An 18743-nucleotide genomic window follows, 5' to 3' on the forward strand; every position below is an offset into this window, starting at 1 on the left:
GGGATCCCCTCGCTCGTGGTGCGGTTCCGGGTCAGCGTACGCGGTGGCCGCGCGTGCTTCCAGTGACGGCCCAGTGACGGAACGCGGCCGATCCGCGGTCCCCGGAACCGGAGTTGGCGGCGGTCTGGTGCAGCCCGGCGTCCTGCCGGCCGGCCGCTCCGGGCACGGTCACGGTGGCGATCTCCCGCCAGGTCGCGCCGCCGTCGGTGGAGCAGGCGCCGGTGTACGTACCGGCGTGTCCGGAGTCCGGCCCGCGGGTCAGCCGCAGCAGGACGGGCGCGGTGACGCCGGTGAGCCGGCGGTAGGTGTCCAGCCGGCCGTCGCCGTCGGCGTCGTAGGACAGCACGACGCCGTTGGCCGGGGTGACGGAGAGATTGAGGAAGCCCAGGGCTGTGTCCTGTGCCTCCGGCACGTCCCGTGCGTCCGGGCCGGACGGGGCGAGGCCGTTGCGGACGAGCAGGCCGGCCCGGGCCCAGGGCGCGGTCGGGTCCTGGCCCGTCACCTCGACCGTCATCGCACCGCCCGCCACCAGGGAGCCCGGCCGGTACACCGCGCCGAACTCCGCGGTGGACCGCCACAGATCCGCCCCGGAGCCGTTGATCGCGAAGCGGTCGCCGAGCTGCCCGAAGACGGCCGCGTTCGTGGTCACCGTCCGCAGCTCCGCGTCCAGAGGCCCGGCGACGAAGAGGGTGCCGTCCCGGGTGGCGCGGACCCGGGGTTCGCCCTTGGGGCCGTAGTCGGCGGTGAGGCGGTAGGGGAGGGGCTCCAGCGGCGCCTTCGCCGGGCCGGCCGGGGCGGTGATCCGCCAGCGGGCCCGGCCGGTGCCGCCGGGCGGCAGGGACGCCAGGGTGACCGGCCCGTCGGCGGTGGCCGGCAGCCCGGTCAGCGCGAAGTCGACGCGGCCGGTGGCCCGCAGGCCGTTCTCATTGCGCAGCGCCGCGGTCAGGGTGGCACGGCCGCCCGGAGGCAGCGCGGCCGGCTCGGCGGCCACCGTGAGCGTGCCCTGGTACGGGGCCGCGGCGAGGACGTCGTGGACCCGCCGGGCGGTGCGGTACGGATCGGCGGTGGGACGCAGCGGATGGCTCGTCCGCGCCCGGGTCCACGGCTCCTCCAGGGCGTACCAGTCGAACGTCTTCGGCGGGCGGCCCGCCGCCAGCGCGTCCGCGAGCTCGTCCAGATACGCCTGCCACTGCGGGAGGTGGACCTCGGCGATCAGCCCGTGCCAGTCGCGGTTGGCGTAGTTGGCGAGCGCCCCGCCGTCCGCGGTGGCCCGGTCCGCCCAGGTGGTGATCAACGCCCGTGCGGAACGCTCCAGTTGGGCCTCCTCCTCGGGGCCGGACGCCCTCGCCTTCGCGTCCGCGAGCCACGGCCCCAGCAGGAAGTGCCGGTGCGCGCCGGCGACCTCGTCGCTCAGCCGCATCAGCCGCAGCCACAGCCCGGACAGCGCCCGGAAGGCCGCCCGGTCCTTGCGCCGGTAGGCCTCCTGGAGCTGCCCGATCAACTGCCAGGAACGGTTGGCCAGCGCCTGCCGGGCGGCGTCCGTCAGATCGTGGCGGTAGGCGTCGCTGCCGCGCAGCGCGGGCCGGACCGCGAGCAGCGCCCCGAACGCGGTGTCGAACGCGGCCGGGTCGAAGGCCGGGTGTGGGTGGCGTAGGTGGTCCCGGAACGGGCGGCCAGGCTGGGCCGGGCGGCGAACACGGAGTCGTGCGGCCGGCCGTCCTTGCTGGCGATCTCGTACGCGCTGCCGCGCAGTGCGGCGAACGCGGCCCGGGCGTGCGGGTCACGGGCACCGTAACGGAACGCGGCATAGCCCTCGAACCACGCCGCGCGGTCCACCGGCCGCTCCCGCCACGCCAGTTCGCTGAACAGCTCGAAGGCGGCCGGGTCACGCTCGGCGGCCTCCGGCATGTAGGCGGTCCCGACCAGCCGGCTGCCCGGCTTGTCCCGCCAGGCCGGGAAGCGCTCCGCCCAGATGTGGGTCTTCGCGCCGATCGTGGTGCGCCCGCCGAAGTTGGGGATCGACCCGAAGGCGTACGGCACCCCGCCCCAGTCCCGCTCCCGGTCGGTGACCGTGTCCAGGTCGCCGAGCCCGTCCACGATCAGCATCCGGTCGTGGTCGACGGCGTCCAGCAGGTCCCGGCGCGGGTTGTCCTGCCAGCCGAGGATCACCCAGGTGGCGTCCGGGTGCGCGGTACGCAGCGCCCGCTCGACGGCCCGCGCCGCCTCCGCCACCGGTACGTCCCCGGGATCGCCGCCTTCGTGCAACAAGTCCATCTTGAAGTACCCGGCAGGTCCGAACAGTTCCTCCTGCTCCCGGTAGAAGGCGGCGGCGACCTCGGCGAAGACTCCGGTCCGCGGATCGAGCCAGTCCGGGCGCTTCAGCCCCGACCAGGTGCCCTGCGGGACGGTCCGGGCGCCGGGGTTGCGGGCGGCGAAACCGTCCGGCACGGTGCCGAAGTACCCGGGCAGCACCGGCCGCATCCCCAGCTCCCGCAGCCGCCCGGTGATCCGCCGCCCCAACTCGGACCGCTGGCCCAGGAGTTCGGGACTCATCGGTCCCCCGTAACCGCTCATGTTCTGCAGCAGCCACCACGGCTGGTGCGAGGGCGCCGGGAGCCAGCGACGGGCCTCGGCGTCGGAGTACCCGAACCCCGTCAGCAGCCGGTGGTAGACGGCCTCGGTACCCGGCGTGACCAGCACCTCGTTCACACCGTGGAGCGCCAGGACGTCGATCAGCCGCTCCCAGCGCGCCCAGTCGGCGTACGGGGCGGTGTACCCGTCGTGGGTGTCGTTCAGCGCGAACCGGTGCGGAACGGTACTGCCCCGCTCCAGGGGGGAACGGGGTGCGGGCAACCTGGCGGGCAGCGCCACCTGGTCACCGGCCCAGGACAGATGGGCCCGGCAGGTGTACTTGAGGTACCAGTGGACGCCGGTCAGGAGCGTGGCGGGGGAGGTCCCCGCCACGGTGATCCGGCCGGCCGTCCCGTCGACCCGGAACCGGTCGGCGCGCCCCGCGGACACCAGCGGAACCAGCCGAAACTGGTCGGCGTGTTCCGGCAGCAACCGCTCCAGCGCGGTCCGCGCTGGAGCGGTATCGAAGGACGCGCCCCGTCGCCCACGCTCCGCGGCCCGACCCGGCGCGGCCCCTCCGAGCGCTGCCCCCGCACCGATCGCTCCGGCTGTCCCCAACAACGCACGTCGTGACGGTTGGCCCATGGGCCAAGTATTCCCACGTACTCGGCTGCGGCGCCATGGTGGCGTCTCGCCGTTGCGCTTTGCGGCGCCTCCCACGTACCCGTCTTTCCCGCCGCGGGTCGTCTCGCCGTTGCGCCTGGCGGCGGGCGTTTGTTTGTCGGGTGCGGTGCCGGCCCTCCAGACTTCGTCCTCCGGTCCAGCCCCTCCCGTGAGTGGGAGTTGAGAGCTGGTTGGGGGTGTGCGTCATCTGTTGCCTGCGCGCGTGTGGGCATTACGTGCACCCCCACCGTCCTTCACTTTCCCTCTCACGGGAGGGGACGGGCCGGAGGGGCCGGTTGTGTGGACGTAAAGCGTCAGCAGTCCACACAACCGGCCCCGGAGGCCCGTCACCGCACCCAACAACACCCAGCCCGCCGCAGGCGCAACGGTGAGCAACACCCGCGGCGGGAGAGACGGGTACGTGGGAAGCAGACACCGCAGTGTTCCGCGGAGGCTCACCCGTTCGCCCCCTTGCCTTCACGCGCCCGGCGGTCCGGCCCGGGAACAGTCTGCCGCGTAAAGAAGGGCCAGGTCACTCCCCATGGAGGGCTCCCATGCGCATGGCACCGACCGCGTCCGCCACCGTCCCCGCTCCCGCCGCCCCTGCGGCATCTGCATCCGCATCCGCATCCGCGGGTTCCGAACCCGCGGATGCCGGCTACACCGCCCACATCGCCCACACCCCCGAGCAGATCCGCGCAGCGCAGCGGCTGCGGCACCTCGTCTTCGCCGAGGAGATGGGCGCGACCCTGCACACCCCGCTGGCCGGCCATGACATCGACGACGTCGACGAGGTCGCCGACCACCTCGTCGTGACCCACACCGCCAGCGGCGAGATCGTCGGCACCTACCGGCTGCTGCCGCCCGGACGCAGCCCGCGGCTCTACTCCGACGGTGAGTTCGACCTCGGCGCCCTGGCCGCGCTGCGGCCCGCGCTCATCGAGGCCGGCCGCTCCTGCGTGCACCCCGATCACCGCGACGGTGCGGTGATGACGCAGATGTGGGCCGCGCTCGCCCGTTACACGCTGCTCTCCGGTCACCGCTATCTGGCCGGCTGTGCCTCCGTGCCGCTCGCCGACGGTGGTACCGCTGCCGTCCACGCCTGGGAACTGGGCCGCACCCGCTACGCCGCCCCGCCCGAGCTGCAGGTCACCCCGCACCGCCCCTGGCGCGCCACGGTCCCCGTCCCGGAGCGTGCCAGCGTCGCCCAGCTGCCGCCGCTGCTGCGCGGCTACCTCCGGATCGGCGCGTTCATCTGCGGCGCGCCCGCCCACGACCCCGAGTTCGACGTCGCGGACTTCTTCGTCGTGCTGGACATGGAACGGCTCGGCGACCGCTACCGGCGCTACTTCCTGGGGGAGCGGTGAACGGTCCCTGGGACGTCGGTTCCGACTGCACCCCGGAGTGCGCCCGGCACGCGCTGCCGCGGGTCCCGGCCGCCGAGGCCGTGCGGCGTTCCGCCGTCTTCGGCCACCGGGTGCGCCGGGCGCTGACGGACGGCGGGCGGATGGCGGATCCGGTACGGCTGCGCGCCCACGCCGCCGCTCTGCTCGACGCGCTGGACATCCGCCTGGCGGGCCCGGCCCCGGTGGCCGGGCCGCCGGGCGCCGGGCCGCTCACCGCCCCGGGCGGCGGCCCCGGCACCCTGCTCGTCGTCAACCACATCTCCTGGCTCGACATCCCCGCCCTGCTCGCCGTCGAACCGGTCACCCTCCTCGCCAAGCGCGAGGTCGGCGGCTGGCCGGTCGTCGGAGGTCTGGCCCGGCGCGCCGGTACGTTCTTCATCGATCGCACCGATCCTCGTCAACTTCCGGCCGCGGTCGATGAGTTGAGCCGGCTGCTGGCCTCCGGGCGGTCGGTGGCGGTGTTTCCGCAGGCGACCACCTGGTGCACGGCCGGCCGTGGGGTGTTCCGCCGGGCCACCTTCCAGGCCGCCCTCGACGCCGGTGCGCCGGTCCGGCCGGTGACCCTGGAGTACGCCCAGCAGGGGCGGCCCAGCACGGTGGCCGCGTTCTGCGGCGAGGACACCTTCCTCGGCTCGCTGCGCCGGGTGCTCGCCGCCCGCGCGCTGACCGTACGCGTCACCGCCCATCCGGTGCTGACGACCGCGGACGGCGCGGACCGGCGGGAGCTGGCGGCGCGGGCGGAACGGGCGGCGCTGTACGGGCGGCCGGTGGCGGCCGTGCCGGTACCGGCCGCGGTGCGGCCCGCGCGGGTCCATGTTTGACCAGCTCGACCACCTCGACGCGCTGGCCCGCACGCTGCAGGGTCTGCTCGGCTCGCCCTGGCTCTGGCTGGTCGTGCTGCTGGTTTCCGGGCTCGACGCGCTGCTGCCGTTCATGCCGAGCGAGACCACCGTCGTGCTGGTCGCGGTGCTCATCGGCCCCGACCTGCCGCTGCTCGTGCTGTTGGCGGGCGTCGCGGCGGCCGGGGCGCTGGCCGGTGACTGCCTCGGCTACGCCGTCGGACGGTACGCGGGCCCCCGGGCCGTCGCCCGGCTGCTGCGCGGCGAACGCGGCCGGGCCCGGCACGCCAGGGCCCGGGCACGGGTGGAACGGCACGCCGCGCTGCTGGTCATCGCCGGCCGCTTCCTGCCCGGTGGCCGGGTCGTCGCCGCGCTCTCCACCGGGAGCGTGCGCTACCCGCTGCGCCGTTTCGTCCTGCTGGACGCGGTGGGCGCGGGCCTGTGGGCGCTGTGCAGTGCGGCGCTCGGCGGCCTCGGCGGTACCGCGCTGGCCGGGTCGCCGGCCCGCGGGATGCTGCTGGCCTCGGCGGCCGGGCTGCTGGTGGCGGGGTGTGTGGGGTGTGTGCACCGGCGCGGGGTGCGGCACGCCCTCCCGCTCCAGGGGGAGCGGGAGGGCGTCTGACCCGGCGGACCGGTTCCGGCGCCGGTATGTGACGGGCCGGTGCCGGGCTCAGGTGCTCGGGACGTACTTGTAGCCGACCCGGCGCACCGTCACGATCGACGACCGGTGCTCGACGCCCAACTTGCGGCGCAGCCGGGCGACATGGACGTCGACGGTGCGGCCGTCCCCGACGTGCCCGTAGCCCCAGACCGTGGTCACCAGCTGGTCGCGGGTGTGCACCCGGTGCGGATGCGCGACCAGATGGGCCAGCAGCTCGAACTCCAGGTAGGTCAGGTCCAGCGGGCGGCCCAGCACCTGGGCGGTGCGCTGCTCGGGGTCGATCCGGACGATCGCGTCGCCGGTCCGCGCGGGCGCCTCGGACGGTGCGGCCGGCGGCGGCGCGGTCGCGGCGGTGGCCTGGTCGGCCGGCACCAGGACGAGGTAGCCGACCATCGGCGGCTGACCGGGCAGTGCGGGCAGGCTGTGCTGCGGCGCCGGCAGCCAGGTGGCGCCGGAGTTCAGCAGTTCGGCCACCGGTGGCACCTCGTCGGGTGAGACGGCGCGCAGTCGGTGGCGGTTCGGGTGCGGGGTGGTGAGGGGGGACAGGGGGCCGTCGTGGAACCGGCGGTGAGGGTACGGACGTTCGTCATCAGGAGTCAGCTCTTTCGCGCAGAGGGGCGTCGGGGACGTCGTGCGCGCGGGCAGGGCTGGGGACGCCGGTCAGCGGCGTCGATGAATGGTGTGCGGGCCCGCGCTCAGTGCGCGCGGCAACACAGACGGTCGAAAGCGTGCGCCTGCCGGGACGGCCAGAAGGGCTCGAGGTCGCTGCGACCTGTCGCGGTATCGGTGAGGCTGGCCATGACCCCATTGAACCAGACAGTCGGTGATCTGTCCCTCGTGTGGGTGGCGGTGTGACGCGAATCCACCGCACCCGCGCGGCACATACCGCCGGACCGGGCGCGATTCGGTTCCGACTCGACCTGTGTGCAGGGGAGTTGAGGGAGGGGCGGTGACTGGCGCGTGGCCGAAATGCGCTCTCGCCGGTCCGTCAGCGGGCCGCTGTCGGGTATCTCTGGTTTGCCCCTTTCCGGTTGTGTCGTCCTGCGCGTATTCCGGCTCCGGTCGCCACTCCCAGGGCGAGCGCGGTCAGATGGCCGGCGTCGGTGAAGGTCCGTCCGCGGCGCAGTACGGGCCGTGTCCCCAGGGCCAGCAGGCCGGCCGTGGCGGCGGTCCGTACGCCGCGGTGCGGGACGGACGCGGCGAGCGCGCCCAGGGTGGCGTAGAAGCCGTAACTGGCCCCGACGTCGACGGCGTGCGGGGTCGGGTCCCCGGGCCCGCGCGGGTGGCTGCGGGCGCGCAGGCCGGCGTACACCAGCAGGCTGGCGCCGAGGTGGCCGGCCGCGAAGACCCCCGCCGCGTCCCGCACTCCCCAGCGCCGCTCGGCCGTGCCGAGGACGGCGAGCAGCGCCACGCCGTACGGCACCGGAAGCGGCTCCTCGACGAACCCGGCGCTGGTGAGCAGCGTGCCCCAGCGGCCGGCCCGCAGATTGGCGACGTTGGTGGAGTGGGCGCGCAGCAGCTCCGTCCGGCGGCGGGCGGGCAGCCGCGCGGTGGCGTACGCGCCGAGCTGGACGGCGCCGACGTACAGCGGTGCGGCCCAGGGCACGCGGGGCGGCCGGGGCGGCCGGGGTGTCATCTCAGGCCCCCGTCGGCAGGCGCTTGCGCCAGTCCAGCGGGGCGAGGTCGATCACGCGGTCCGGATCGCCGTCCCACCGCACCGGCAGGCCCGCCTCGGTCAGCGCCGCGGCCACCGCCTGCCCGACCTCGGCCCGCCGCTCGCTCGGCACCTCCCCGGCGTCCTGGCCGGGGCCGGGGTAGGCGCCGTAGCGGACCGACAGGCCGTGGCCCTCGGCGGCCGCCGCGGTGTCCTGGTGGTGGAAGAAGACGAAGCCCCGGTCGCCCTCGGCCCGTTGGCCACCTATCTCGGCCAGTCCGCAGCCGCTGCAGCAGGTGAAGTCCATCCGGGCGGTCAGTCCGCGGTCCGCCAGTGCCGCGAAGGCCCGGGCGACCCGGTCGGGGTCGGTCACCTCCGGCCACCCGGCCTGCTCGGCGAGCCGCTCCTCCCACAACCGCGCCACGATCCGCCGCGCCTCCTCCCGCGAGACCTCGGCCTCGGCGGGGTCGAAGCCGTCCCGGACGTCCTGCACGACCTGGTGGAAAGCGCGGAAGCCGGAGCGGATGCCGGCGCGGGCCCGCTCCTCGGCCTCCGCGCGGATCGCGGGGTCCAGACCGGGTGTGGAGAACAGGTCGGCGGGCCGCCAGTCCAGGGCCGTGCGCCAGGCCTGTCCGCCGCGGGCCCAGTCCAGGAACACCTCGACGACCCGCTCGGCGTCGCCGGTCGAGGCCGTGAAGTGCCGTTCCGGAGCGCCGTCGCGGTGCTCCACGGCGAACGGGCCGTCGCCGTCCCGCCAGGTCTGCACGTACACCTGGTCCTCGTCGGGCAGCCGCTCGACGACCGCGAAGTGGTCGCCGTCGGCGCCGATCCGCCGCAGCAGCCCGGCCAGCTCCGCGGCGGTGGGGCGCGAAAGGTCCGCCCCGGACTCGGTCTTGACGCTGATCGCAAGCATGATCCCAGCCTGCCATCCGCCACTGACAATGCCGCCCCGCGGGCCGGGCGCGGGGACCGCGGGCGGTGGACGCCCGGCCCGGGACGCCGGACACGCGAAGGGGCCGGACCCACCGGTCCGGCCCCACGCACGTACTACGGCCCGTCTCAGACCTGCTCGCGCCGCGCCAGCTCCGTGCAGCAGGTGTCCACGATCAGCCGGGTCACCACGTACGGGTCGACGTTGGCGTTCGGCCGCCGGTCCTCGATGTAGCCCTTCTTCTCGACCTCGACCTGCCAGGGGATGCGCACCGACGCGCCGCGGTCCGAGGCGCCGTAGCTGTACTCGTCCCAGGGCGCGGTCTCGTGCGCACCGGTGAGCCGGTCCTCGATGCCGGTGCCGTACTGGCGGACGTGCTCCAGCGGCTTGTCGCCCTCGCCCAGCGCCTCGCAGGCGGTGATGATCGCGTCGTAGCCCTCACGCATCGCGCGGGTGGAGAAGTTGGTGTGCGCGCCCGCACCGTTCCAGTCGCCCTTGGCCGGCTTGGCGTCCAGCGACGCGGTGACGCCGAACTCCTCCGCCGTACGGTGCAGCAGCCAGCGGGCCACCCACATGTGGTCCGAGACCTCCAGCGGGGCCAGCGCGCCCACCTGGAACTCCCACTGGCCCGGCATGACCTCGGCGTTGATGCCGGACAGCCCCAGCCCGGCGGCCAGGCACAGGTCGAGGTGCTTCTCGACGATCTCCCGGCCGAAGATCGCGTCGGCGCCCACGCCGCAGTAGTAGTCGGCCTGCGGTGCCGGGTAGCCGCCGCCCTCGGGGAAGCCGAGCGGCCGCTCGCCCTTGAGGAAGGTGTACTCCTGCTCGATGCCGAAGATCGGCTCCTGGTCCGCGAACTTCTCCGCCACCGGGCGCAGCAGCGCACGGGTGTTGGAGGAGTGCGGGGTGAGGTCGGTGTTCAGCACCTCGCACAGCACCAGCAGGTGGTCCCCGCCGCGGATCGGGTCCGGGCAGCTGAAGACCGGTTCGAGGACGAGGTCCGAGGAGTGGCCCTCCGCCTGGTTCGTGCTGGACCCGTCGAAGCCCCAGCGCGGCAGCTCGCTGGCGTCCGCCAAGATCTTCGTCTTGGAGCGGAGCTTGGCGGTCGGCTGGGTGCCGTCGATCCAGATGTACTCGGCCTTGATGGTCACGGGGTCCTCTTATACGGGTAGGTGCGGGTACGCGTGCGGGCGTACGTTCGCACTCTCGCAACGAGCCGTTTCTCGTCCGTTGCCCATATGTGAACCGCAGGTTACTCAGTCGGACATCCCGCCATTCGGAAGGGATTCATCCCGATCTGCCCAGGAATCCATGGTCGGTTATCTCCTGTTTTGCGGCTGATGCTGTGGCGCAGACCTCAGCCGCGCCGCTTCACCGGGCCCGCGGTGTGCTGCTTCAGCAGCCCCTCGAAACCCAGGTGTGTCACCCGCCGGACGAGCTCCGGACCGCTGATCCCCATCGCCTCCGCGGTGCGGCCCACGTGCCAGTCGTGGGCCGCCAGCCGGTGCAGGACATGACCGCGCCGGACCTGCTTGTCGGTCAGCCGGAACGTCTTGAGGTAGGCCACCCGCCCCTTGCCGTCGGTGATCGTCTCGCCGATGTGCTGGGTGCGGTGCAGCGCGAACGGAGGCAGGAACCGGGACAGCCGGAACCGCCCCATCCGGTACACCTGCCGCACCTCGTAGGACTCGTCCAGCAGCTCACCCGCCATCAGGACGGCGTGCTGCTCCTCCCACTCCCGCTGCCGCCGTTCGGCGGCGGACCGCAGCTCGGCGAGCGAGGTGACGTACTCCGCCGCGATCCGGACGGTGAACTCGGGCACCGGCCCGCCGTACAGGGCGTACTGGTACATCAGCTCGCCATAGAGGTCCTGCAGCAGCGACGGGTGCAGCGCCCGGTAGTCGTCCGGATGCGGCACCACGAAGGCGGCGGCCAGGGCGTCGGCGACGTACACCAGCACCCCGCACTGCCCGGGATGGATCTCGAAGACCCGCAGCGCGTCGTCGAGCCCGGGGACCGCCTCGCCCCGGTAGGCCCGCTCCGCGCGCGGCGAGAGCCCGTCGCGGACCGCCCGCCGGGTCCACTCCTCCCACACGATCGACGGTCCGCCGAAGTGCAGCGCCAGATAGCCGTCGAGCGCCAGATGGAGCGGCAGGAACCGCAGCCCGCCCGAGGGACCGCCGGTCGCCCGCCCCTTCCCGTCGTCCTTGCCGCGCCGCCGCTGGGCGAGCTTGCGCGGGAGGTGCAGCGGCGCACACACCACGGGGTCCCGCTCCTCGCCCAGCTGCGAGCCGTACGCGGCGGCCGGCGACCCGTCGCCGGTCCAGTTCGCCACGAAACCGTGCGGAACGTACGCCGTGTAGGCCGTACCGCGCTCGCCCCGGACCGTCAGCGGCCCGTCCTCGTACAGCTCGCGGTGCAGCCGCAGATCGGTGATCGGCTCGTCCCGCACCAGCGGGACCAGCCGGACCGCGCCCCACACCTGGGCCGGCCGGGCCCGCAGCCCGCTCAGATCCAGCCTGCTCATCCCGCGGCCCCCTCCGTCCGCCGCACCGTCCGCCGCACGCTCTCCGCTTCCGCTTCCGCCAGGAACTGCCGCACTCGCTCGTCCAGATGGGCCCGCAGTTCGGCGAGCCCGGTCCGGCCCTCGGCGAACCGCGCGAGCTGCACCAGCGCCGGCAGGTCCTCCGCGTCCCGCACCCCGGCCGTCGGCACCACGGGGGACAGCCGCCGCACCGTGAAGTCCTCGGCGTCGTACACCGGGTTGAGGTGGACGACGGAGGTGGCGCCGCGCGGGTCGAGCCGGGTCCGCCAGACCCGCAGCACCTCACCGGCCAGCCCGGGCGGCGCGTTGTCCCAGCCGTCCGAGACGATCACCAGCCGCTCGGGTGCGTGCTCCAGCGCGTCCAGCACCCGCATGCCCAGCGGGGTCGGCCCGTACGGGTGGGCCAGCAGCGCGTCCCGCCGCCCGGACGTCCACAGCGGAAGATACGTCTCCGCCAGCGCCTCCAGCAGGAAGTGGCAGGCCAGCGCGGTCGCCAGCGGGCGGCGCCGCTTCTGCCGCGAGCCGGTGGTGGAGTAACTGTCGTCCAGTACGGCCGCCACCCGGCCCCACGTCCCGGCCCGCGCCCCGGCGGTCCGCCGCGCCGCCGCCCGCAGCGCGCCGGTCAGCTCGGCCCGGCGCGCGACCCGGTCGTCCAGCGGCAGCCCCAGGACGTACGAGGCGAGCCGGGTCAGCGGCATCCCGGAAAGCTCGCGGTCCACCCCGGCGCCCTGCGCACGGGCCGACTCCTGCACCCGCAGCCGCTCCAGCCGCGTCATGCGCGGGGCGATCCGCTCCAGGAAGGCCCGCCGCCCGATGCCGTGCGCCGCCGCGAACCCCTCGGCGACGGTGAACGGCAGCTCGTACAGCGCGCCCTGCTCGTAGTGGGCCCGGCGCCAGGCGTCCAGCAACGGGGTGGTGAACCGCGTCCGGCGGCGCGGCGCGAACAGGAAGTCGCCCAGCTCACCGCCGTCCTCGCCCGGCCCGCGCAGCGGCAGATGGGCGTGGCGCGCCGCGGACTTGAGGCCGGCCCGGTACTTCACCGCGTCCAGCGCCGGGTCCGGGCGCGCGGCGACCCAGTCGCGGATGATCGCGCGGGTCCGGCGGTTGTTCACCCCGGCCGCGCGCAGCGCCCGGAACAGGCGGTACACCCGCGGTGCGGGCAGCCGCGCCAGCCGGGCCGCGATCAGCCGCCCCTCGGTGCGCCGCTCGTCCGCCGTCGCCTCGCCCGCGGTCTCCAGCAGCCGGCGCACGATCAGCGCGGCGTTGTGGTCGTTGATGTCCAGGGCGAGCGAAGCGGCGTACAGCGGGCGGTAGTTGATCCGTACGTACGCGTGCAGGAAGTCCAGCGACAGCCGCTGTTCCGCCGCGCCGGAGCGGAACTCCCGCTGTCCGGTGGCCGTGATCGCGGCGTTCACGAACAGCAGCACGTCCTCGGCCGCCACCAGATCCGGGCAGCTCTCCACCCCGTCCTCCCCGTCGTCGGACGCCGGCCGGGGAAGGGGGGCACGAACAGCGAATCGTTGCTTTGCAGAGCAGGTCCGGAAGTCGCACCGGAGTCCCGCGGCCGGCTGGGGGAAACGTAGCACCGGGCGGGCACACCGGGCATGCCGATTACGGCCCGGGGACACGGCCCGGCCGCCCCGGGAATCGGCTGTCCGCCGCCCGCCCCGGGGGAGACTGGCCGCATGACGACCACGCGCATCGGACTCCTCGGTACCGGCCCCTGGGCGCGCAGCGTCCACGCCCCCGCCCTCGCCGACCACCCCGGCGTCACCTTCGCCGGCGTCTGGGGGCGCCGCGCGGAGGCCGCCGCCGCCCTGGCCCAGGCCCACGGCACCCGCCCGTACGAGAGCCCCGACGAGCTGTGCGCCGACTGCGACGCGGTGGCGATCGCGCTGCCGCCGGCCGTCCAGGGCCCGTTGGCGGTGCGCGCCGCGCGGGCCGGCTGCCACCTCCTGCTGGACAAGCCGGTCGCCACCTCCGTGCCGGAGGCCCGGGCGGTCGCCGAGGCCGCCGACGCTGCGGGGGTGGCGTCGGTGGTCTTCTTCACCGCGCGCTTCGGCGCGGAGGAAGGGGAGTGGATCGCCGCCCAGGCGGCCGCGGGCGGCTGGTTCACCGCGCACGCCGACTGGCTCGCGCCGGTCTTCTCCGACGGCTCCACCAGCCCGTACGCCCACTCGCCGTGGCGCCGTGACAAGGGCGGCCTGTGGGACGTCGGCCCGCACGCGCTCTCCGTCCTGCTGCCCGTCCTGGGCGACGCGGAGGAGGTGACCGCCACCAGGGGCCCGGCCGACACCGTACTGCTGACGATGCGGCACGGCAGCGGCGCGGCCAGCACCGCGACGGTCGGGCTGACCGCCCCGCCCGCCGCGGCCGGCGTCGAGGTCACCCTGCGCGGCACGGCCGGCGTCACCACCCTGCCCCGTCGCCGGCACGCCCCGGACCCGCCTACCACCGTGCCCTCGACGCCCTGCTCGCCGCGGCGGAGACCGGTCTGCCGAACGCCTGCGACGTCCACTTCGGCCTGCGGGTCACCGAGATCCTGGCGGCGGCGGAGGAGTCCCTCACGCCACTCATGCCCCAACGGTCATGAGTACATGGCGCATTTGGTCGTGGAGGGCATGAGAGATCGGCCGTAGCGTCGGTTCCGCCGGCCGATCACCGTCCGGTCACCGACCGGCCGAACAGGCCGGCCGATGGCGTCCCGGCCGGTCACCGTCCGGCCGCCGACCACCCGCGCACCGCACCGCACCGAGGAGCACACCGTCAATGCCACCCGCCACCGGCTTCACCAGTTACGTCGACACCATCCTGGCCGCCCTCGCCCGTGAGCCGGAGCGGCTCGCGCTGACCGGCCCGGAGGGCCACGCCGACCTCACCGCCGGCGAACTGCACGCCACCGTCCATCGCATGGCGGCGGTGCTCGACGCCCACGGCATCGGCCGCGGCCACACGGTCTGCCTGCTCAGCGGCAACCGCCCCGAGGTGCTCGCGGTCCGCTACGCCGTCAACCTCCTGGGCGCCCGGGTGGTCTTCCTCTACGACGGCATGGCCGCCGAAACCCTGGCCCGGGTGGCCGGCAGCGTCGAACCGGCCCTGCTCGTCGCCGACCCGGACCTGCACACCACCGCACGGGACGTACTCCGGCAGCTGCCGGGCCCGCACCCCGAGGTGATGACCCTCGGCCCGGCGCCCGCCCCCGCCCTCGGCGCGGACCTGCTCGCCGCCTGCGCCGCGCTCCCGGCCACCCCCGACGTCACCAGCCGGGTCCGCCCGGAGGACGACTGGTGCATCCGGCACACCGGCGGCACCACCGGCATCCCCAAGGGCGTCCGGATGGCGCACGCCCCCTACGGCGCCATGCTCGCCCAGATGGCGCCGGAGCCCGCGGCCGCCCCCGCCCGTTTCCTGGCCTGCACCTCGCTCGCCCACCTGGCGGGCATCCTGTCCGACCTCACGCTCGCCGGCGGCGGCACCGTCGTCCTGCACCGCTCCTTCGACCCGGCCGCCGTGCTCGCCGCCGTCGAACGCGACCGCATCACCGACCTGTGGCTGCTGCCGCCGCTCCTCTACCGCCTGCTGGACGACCCCACCCTCCCCACCACCGACCTCAGCTCCCTCGCCCGCATCACCTACGGCGGCTGCCCCGCCTCGCCCTCCCGTCTGCTGCAGGCCGCCGAGGCGTTCGGCCCGGTGCTCCACGGCATGTACGGCATGTCCGAGGCGATGAGCATCAGCGTGGCCCTCCCGGAGGACCACGTACCCACCGGGCCGGCGGCCGGATCACCGTCGGCCGCGCGCTGCCGGGCGTGGAGATCGCCGTCCGGGACGCGGACGGCCGCGATCTGCCGACGGGGGAGCCGGGCGAGGTCAACATCCGCTCCGCCGGCGTGATGACCGGCTACTGGAAGCAGCCCGAGGAGACCGCGCGGGCGCTGCCCGGTGACGGCTGGCTGCGCACCGGTGACGTCGGCTGCCTGGACGCCGAGGCCGGCTCTACCTCGTCGACCGGCTCAAGGACGTGATCATCGTCGTGGGCGGCCACGTCCACCCGGCGGAGATCGAGGACCTGCTGCACACCCACCCCACGGTCGCCCACTGCGCCGTCTACGGGGTGCGCACCGCGGACGAGGCCGAGGAGGTGCACGTCGCGGTCGTCCCCGCCCCGGGCCGGACCGCGGACCTCGCCGACCTCCGCGGGTTTCGTCACCGCGCACAAGGGCCCCATGTACGCCCCGGCGGCCGTCCACGTCGTCGACGTCATCCCGCTCACCCCGGCCGGCAAACCCGACAAGACCGCGCTGCGGGCGAGCGCCGCCACGGCCTGACGAAGACCCGCACCGTGCCCCTGGCCAGAGGCCCCAAATCGCCTCTGGCCAGGGGCTTTTGTCAGTGCCGGCCGGTAGAATGGGAACCAGTCAGTGAGGGTTTTCCCAGCGCTCCAGGAGGTCGCCCGTGGCTGTTGCCGTAACTATGACGAAGCCTCTCCCCGCCCACCCGCTGCCCAAGAAACCACTGCCCGCCGGCTGGCCCCGCGAGCGGTACGAATCCCACAACCGCCGCCTGAAGGCCATGCGCCTGGCCATCGCCCTGCTCGACACCGGCGTGTACCGCCCCGAGCAGGCCTCCAACCACCGGATCCGCAGCACCGCCGCCCAGATAGGGGTGCACGCCCCCTCGGACACGACCTGCCGCCTGGTGCGCGCGCTGCTCTACGACAACTGCTGACGGCCCGCCGACACACGCCCGCGCTTCGCGCCACCTGCTGACGACACCGGCGGGCGGCCCGGGATCACTCCCCGGGCCGCCCGCCCGCTTCCATGTCCTCGACCTCGGCCAGCGCCTCCTGGAGCCACTGCACCCAGAAGGTCTCCAGCCCGACCCCGGCCCGCAGTACGAGCCGCCGCAGCCGGTCCTCCGGGCCGGCCACCGCCCCGAAGTCGCGCTCCTCGATCTCCTCGTACTGTGCCAACTGCCGTTCGTGCAGGGCCAGATGACGCCGCAGCTCGGCGTCCAGCCCGGCCCGCCCGACGACCGCCGCGGCCCGCAGCCGCAGCACCAGCGCATTGCGCACCGGCTTGGTGTCCTGCTCGCCGGACGCCCACGCGGTCAGCTCCGCGCGCCCCGCCGGCAGTACCTCGAACTCCTTCTTCTGCCCCCGCGACGGCTGCGCCGACGGCAGCGCCCGGATGAACCCGGCCTGCTCCAGCTTCCCCAGCTCCCGGTAGATCTGCTGATGCGTGGCCGGCCAGAAGTACCCGATCGACCGGTCGAACCTCCGGGTCAGCTCCAGCCCCGACGACGGCTTCTCCAGCAGGGCGGTGAGGATCGCGTGGGGAGGGACATGGGGGAATCCTAGGCAGACCGGGCGCCGTTCCGGGCGTCCGGCCACGGCTCAGAGCGCCGCCGCCAGCTCCGTCCCCTGCTTGATGGCGCGCTTGGCGTCCAGCTCGGCGGCGACGTCCGCACCGCCGATCAGGTGCACCGCCCGGCCCTCCGCCTGCAGCTCCTCGTACAGGTCCCGGCGCGGCTCCTGCCCGGTGCACAGCACCACGGTGTCCACGGGCAGCGTGCGGCCTCGCCGTCGACCGTGACGTGCAGCCCCGCGTCGTCGATCCGCTCGTACGTCACCCCGGGAACCATGGTCACGCCCCGGTGCCGCAGCTCCGTACGGTGGATCCACCCGGTCGTCTTGCCCAGCCCCGCGCCCACCTTGGACGTCTTGCGCTGCAGCAGGTGCACCTGGCGCGGCGGCGCGGGCCGCTCGGGCGCCCGCAGCCCGCCGCGGTCGCCGTAGCCGGTGTCCACGCCCCAGCCCCGGAAGTACGTCTCCGCGTCCTGGCTCGCCCCGTCACCGGCGTCGGTGAGGAACTCCGCGACGTCGAAGCCGATGCCGCCCGCCCCGATGACCGCGACCCGCGCGCCCACCTCCGCGCCGTGCCGCAGCACGTCGAGGTAGCTGACCACGCTCGGGTGGCCGATCCCGTCGATCTCCGGGATCCGCGGGGTGACACCGGTGGCGACCACCACCTCGTCGTACGCCCCGAGGTCGGCCGCGGTCACCGCGGTGTTCAGCCGGACGTCCACCCCGCGCAGCGCCAGCTGCTCGCGGAAGTACCGCAGCGTCTCCTCGAACTCCTCCTTGCCCGGCACCCGCTTGGCGATGTTCAGCTGCCCGCCGATCTCGCCCGCGGCCTCGAACAGCGTGACCTGGTGCCCGCGCTCGGCGGCCGACACCGCGCAGGCGAGCCCGGCCGGCCCGGCCCCGACCACCGCGAGCCGCTTGCTGCGCCGGGTCGGCGCGAGCACCAGCTCGGTCTCGTGGCAGGCCCGCGGGTTCACCAGGCAGGAGGTGATCTTGCCGCTGAACGTGTGGTCGAGGCAGGCCTGGTTGCAGCCGATGCAGGTGTTGATCTCCGCGGCCCGCCCGTCCGCGGCCTTCGCCACGAAGTCCGGGTCGGCGAGGAAGGGCCGGGCCAGCGACACCATGTCGGCCCGCCCGTCGGCGAGCAACTCCTCGGCGACCTCGGGGGTGTTGATCCGGTTGCTGGTCACCAGCGGCACCGAGACCGCACCCATCAGCCGCTTGGTCACCCAGGTGTACGCCCCGCGCGGCACCGACGTCGCGATGGTCGGGATGCGGGCCTCGTGCCACCCGATGCCGGTGTTGATGATCGTCGCACCCGCCGCCTCGATCTCCTTGGCGAGCGTGACGACCTCCTCCAGCGTCGAGCCGCCCGGCACCAGGTCCAGCATCGACAGCCGGTAGATCAGGATGAAGTCCGGCCCGACCCGCTCCCGGGTCCGCCGCACGACCTCCACCGGGAACCGCATCCGGTTCTCGTACGAGCCGCCCCACCGGTCCGTGCGGTGGTTGGTCGCGCCGACCACGAACTCGTTGATCAAATACCCTTCCGAGCCCATGATCTCGACCCCGTCGTACCCCGCCGACCTGGCCAGTTCCGCCGCCCGTACGTAGTCCTCGACGGTCTGCTCCACCTCGTCGTCGGTGAGCGCGTGCGGCGTGAACGGGCTGATCGGCGCCTGGATCGCGCTCGGCGCGACCAGGTCCTGGTGGTAGGCGTACCGGCCGAAGTGCAGGATCTGCATCGCGATCCGCCCGCCCGCGGCGTGCACCGCCTCGGTCACGGTCCGGTGCTGCGCCGCCTCCTCCTCGCAGGTCAGCTTGGCCCCGCCCTCGTACGGCCGGCCGGCGTCGTTCGGCGCGATCCCGCCGGTGACCATCAGCCCGACCCCGCCGCGCGCCCGCTCCGCGTAGAACGCGGCCATCCGCGCGAAGCCGTTCTCCGCCTCCTCCAGGCCGATGTGCATCGACCCCATCAGCACCCGGTTGGGGAGCGTGGTGAACCCGAGGTCGAGCGGGCTCAGCAGATGCGGATACGGGTTCTTCGGGCTCACGGGGCCTCCTCGGACGGGGTGGTCTGACACCGGTTCTAGACCAGGCGGAGGCTG

At 74.4% G+C, this 18743-nt stretch carries 12 protein-coding genes and 5 pseudogenes; 8 read left to right on the top strand and 9 right to left on the bottom strand.

All coding sequences use genetic code 11. From position 1 onward, the window contains the following. Positions 1 to 31: 31 nt before the first annotated feature. Positions 32 to 3216 (bottom strand): annotated as a pseudogene (locus tag OJ254_RS31655) (alpha-N-acetylglucosaminidase). A gap of 572 nt (positions 3217 to 3788) precedes the next feature. Between OJ254_RS31655 and OJ254_RS17005 the strand changes: the two are divergent. Genes OJ254_RS17005 through OJ254_RS17015 form a run of 3 tightly spaced genes read left to right on the top strand, consistent with a single transcriptional unit; the run spans position 3789 to position 6101 of the window. After that, entirely contained in the window at positions 3789 to 4601 is an 813-nt protein-coding gene (locus tag OJ254_RS17005; RefSeq protein ID WP_265363013.1) for a GNAT family N-acetyltransferase, read from the top strand. After that, positions 4598 to 5461 (top strand): lysophospholipid acyltransferase family protein, encoded by an 864-nt coding sequence (locus OJ254_RS17010; protein ID WP_265363014.1) that lies wholly within the window; start codon positions 4598 to 4600, stop codon positions 5459 to 5461. The genes OJ254_RS17005 and OJ254_RS17010 overlap by 4 nt, the downstream gene beginning before the upstream one ends. Continuing rightward, positions 5454 to 6101, top strand: a complete 648-nt coding sequence (locus OJ254_RS17015) for a DedA family protein (protein WP_265363015.1) — start codon at positions 5454 to 5456, stop codon at positions 6099 to 6101. The genes OJ254_RS17010 and OJ254_RS17015 overlap by 8 nt, the downstream gene beginning before the upstream one ends. 48 nt (positions 6102 to 6149) lie before the next feature. Here the strand turns inward: OJ254_RS17015 and OJ254_RS17020 are convergent. From OJ254_RS17020 to OJ254_RS17045, 6 genes and pseudogenes are all read right to left on the bottom strand, one after another. Continuing rightward, positions 6150 to 6730: pseudogene (locus OJ254_RS17020) on the bottom strand (winged helix-turn-helix domain-containing protein). Positions 6731 to 7128: 398 nt separating this feature from the next. Beyond that, positions 7129 to 7746: a rhomboid-like protein gene (locus OJ254_RS17025; RefSeq protein ID WP_265363016.1), complete on the bottom strand. Its 618-nt coding sequence runs from the start codon at positions 7744 to 7746 to the stop codon at positions 7129 to 7131. A 31-nt stretch (positions 7747 to 7777) separates the two neighbouring features. Next, entirely contained in the window at positions 7778 to 8707 is a 930-nt protein-coding gene (locus tag OJ254_RS17030; RefSeq protein ID WP_265363017.1) for a DUF6891 domain-containing protein, read from the bottom strand. Positions 8708 to 8853: 146 nt separating this feature from the next. Beyond that, the gene (gene glnII, locus OJ254_RS17035; protein WP_265363018.1) at positions 8854 to 9876 is read right to left on the bottom strand and encodes a glutamine synthetase; all 1023 of its coding nucleotides are present in this window, start codon (positions 9874 to 9876) and stop codon (positions 8854 to 8856) included. 206 nt (positions 9877 to 10082) lie between these two features. Continuing rightward, positions 10083 to 11252: an ARPP-2 domain-containing protein gene (locus OJ254_RS17040; protein ID WP_265363019.1), complete on the bottom strand. Its 1170-nt coding sequence runs from the start codon at positions 11250 to 11252 to the stop codon at positions 10083 to 10085. Beyond that, the gene (locus OJ254_RS17045) at positions 11249 to 12733 is read right to left on the bottom strand and encodes a hypothetical protein (RefSeq protein WP_265363020.1); all 1485 of its coding nucleotides are present in this window, start codon (positions 12731 to 12733) and stop codon (positions 11249 to 11251) included. The genes OJ254_RS17040 and OJ254_RS17045 overlap by 4 nt, the downstream gene beginning before the upstream one ends. 222 nt (positions 12734 to 12955) lie before the next feature. Here OJ254_RS17045 and OJ254_RS17050 point away from each other — a divergent pair. The 5 genes and pseudogenes from OJ254_RS17050 to OJ254_RS17060 all read left to right on the top strand — a co-directional run bounded on the left by OJ254_RS17050 (position 12956) and on the right by OJ254_RS17060 (position 15998). Further along, a pseudogene (locus tag OJ254_RS17050) lies at positions 12956 to 13863 on the top strand (Gfo/Idh/MocA family protein). Positions 13864 to 14039: 176 nt separating this feature from the next. Beyond that, positions 14040 to 15164: an AMP-binding protein gene (locus OJ254_RS17055; protein WP_341483622.1), complete on the top strand. Its 1125-nt coding sequence runs from the start codon at positions 14040 to 14042 to the stop codon at positions 15162 to 15164. Continuing rightward, on the top strand, positions 15080 to 15295 hold the full coding sequence (locus OJ254_RS31080; RefSeq protein WP_341483623.1) for a hypothetical protein: 216 nt from the start codon (positions 15080 to 15082) through the stop codon (positions 15293 to 15295). The genes OJ254_RS17055 and OJ254_RS31080 overlap by 85 nt, the downstream gene beginning before the upstream one ends. An 89-nt stretch (positions 15296 to 15384) precedes the next feature. Then, positions 15385 to 15447 (top strand): annotated as a pseudogene (locus tag OJ254_RS31085) (hypothetical protein); the annotation flags it as partial. A gap of 278 nt (positions 15448 to 15725) precedes the next feature. Next, positions 15726 to 15998 (top strand): hypothetical protein, encoded by a 273-nt coding sequence (locus tag OJ254_RS17060; RefSeq protein WP_265363021.1) that lies wholly within the window; start codon positions 15726 to 15728, stop codon positions 15996 to 15998. A 64-nt stretch (positions 15999 to 16062) separates the two neighbouring features. On the opposite strand, the gene OJ254_RS17065 is transcribed toward OJ254_RS17060, so the two are convergent. Together OJ254_RS17065 and OJ254_RS17070 are read right to left on the bottom strand one after the other, a co-directional pair. Next, the gene (locus OJ254_RS17065) at positions 16063 to 16662 is read right to left on the bottom strand and encodes a PadR family transcriptional regulator (protein WP_265363022.1); all 600 of its coding nucleotides are present in this window, start codon (positions 16660 to 16662) and stop codon (positions 16063 to 16065) included. A gap of 3 nt (positions 16663 to 16665) precedes the next feature. Continuing rightward, positions 16666 to 18689 (bottom strand): annotated as a pseudogene (locus tag OJ254_RS17070) (oxidoreductase). Positions 18690 to 18743 lie beyond the last annotated feature (54 nt).

It is taken from the genome of Streptomyces endophytica, assembly GCF_026153355.1.
In the GTDB taxonomy this organism is placed as follows: domain Bacteria; phylum Actinomycetota; class Actinomycetes; order Streptomycetales; family Streptomycetaceae; genus Streptomyces; species Streptomyces endophytica.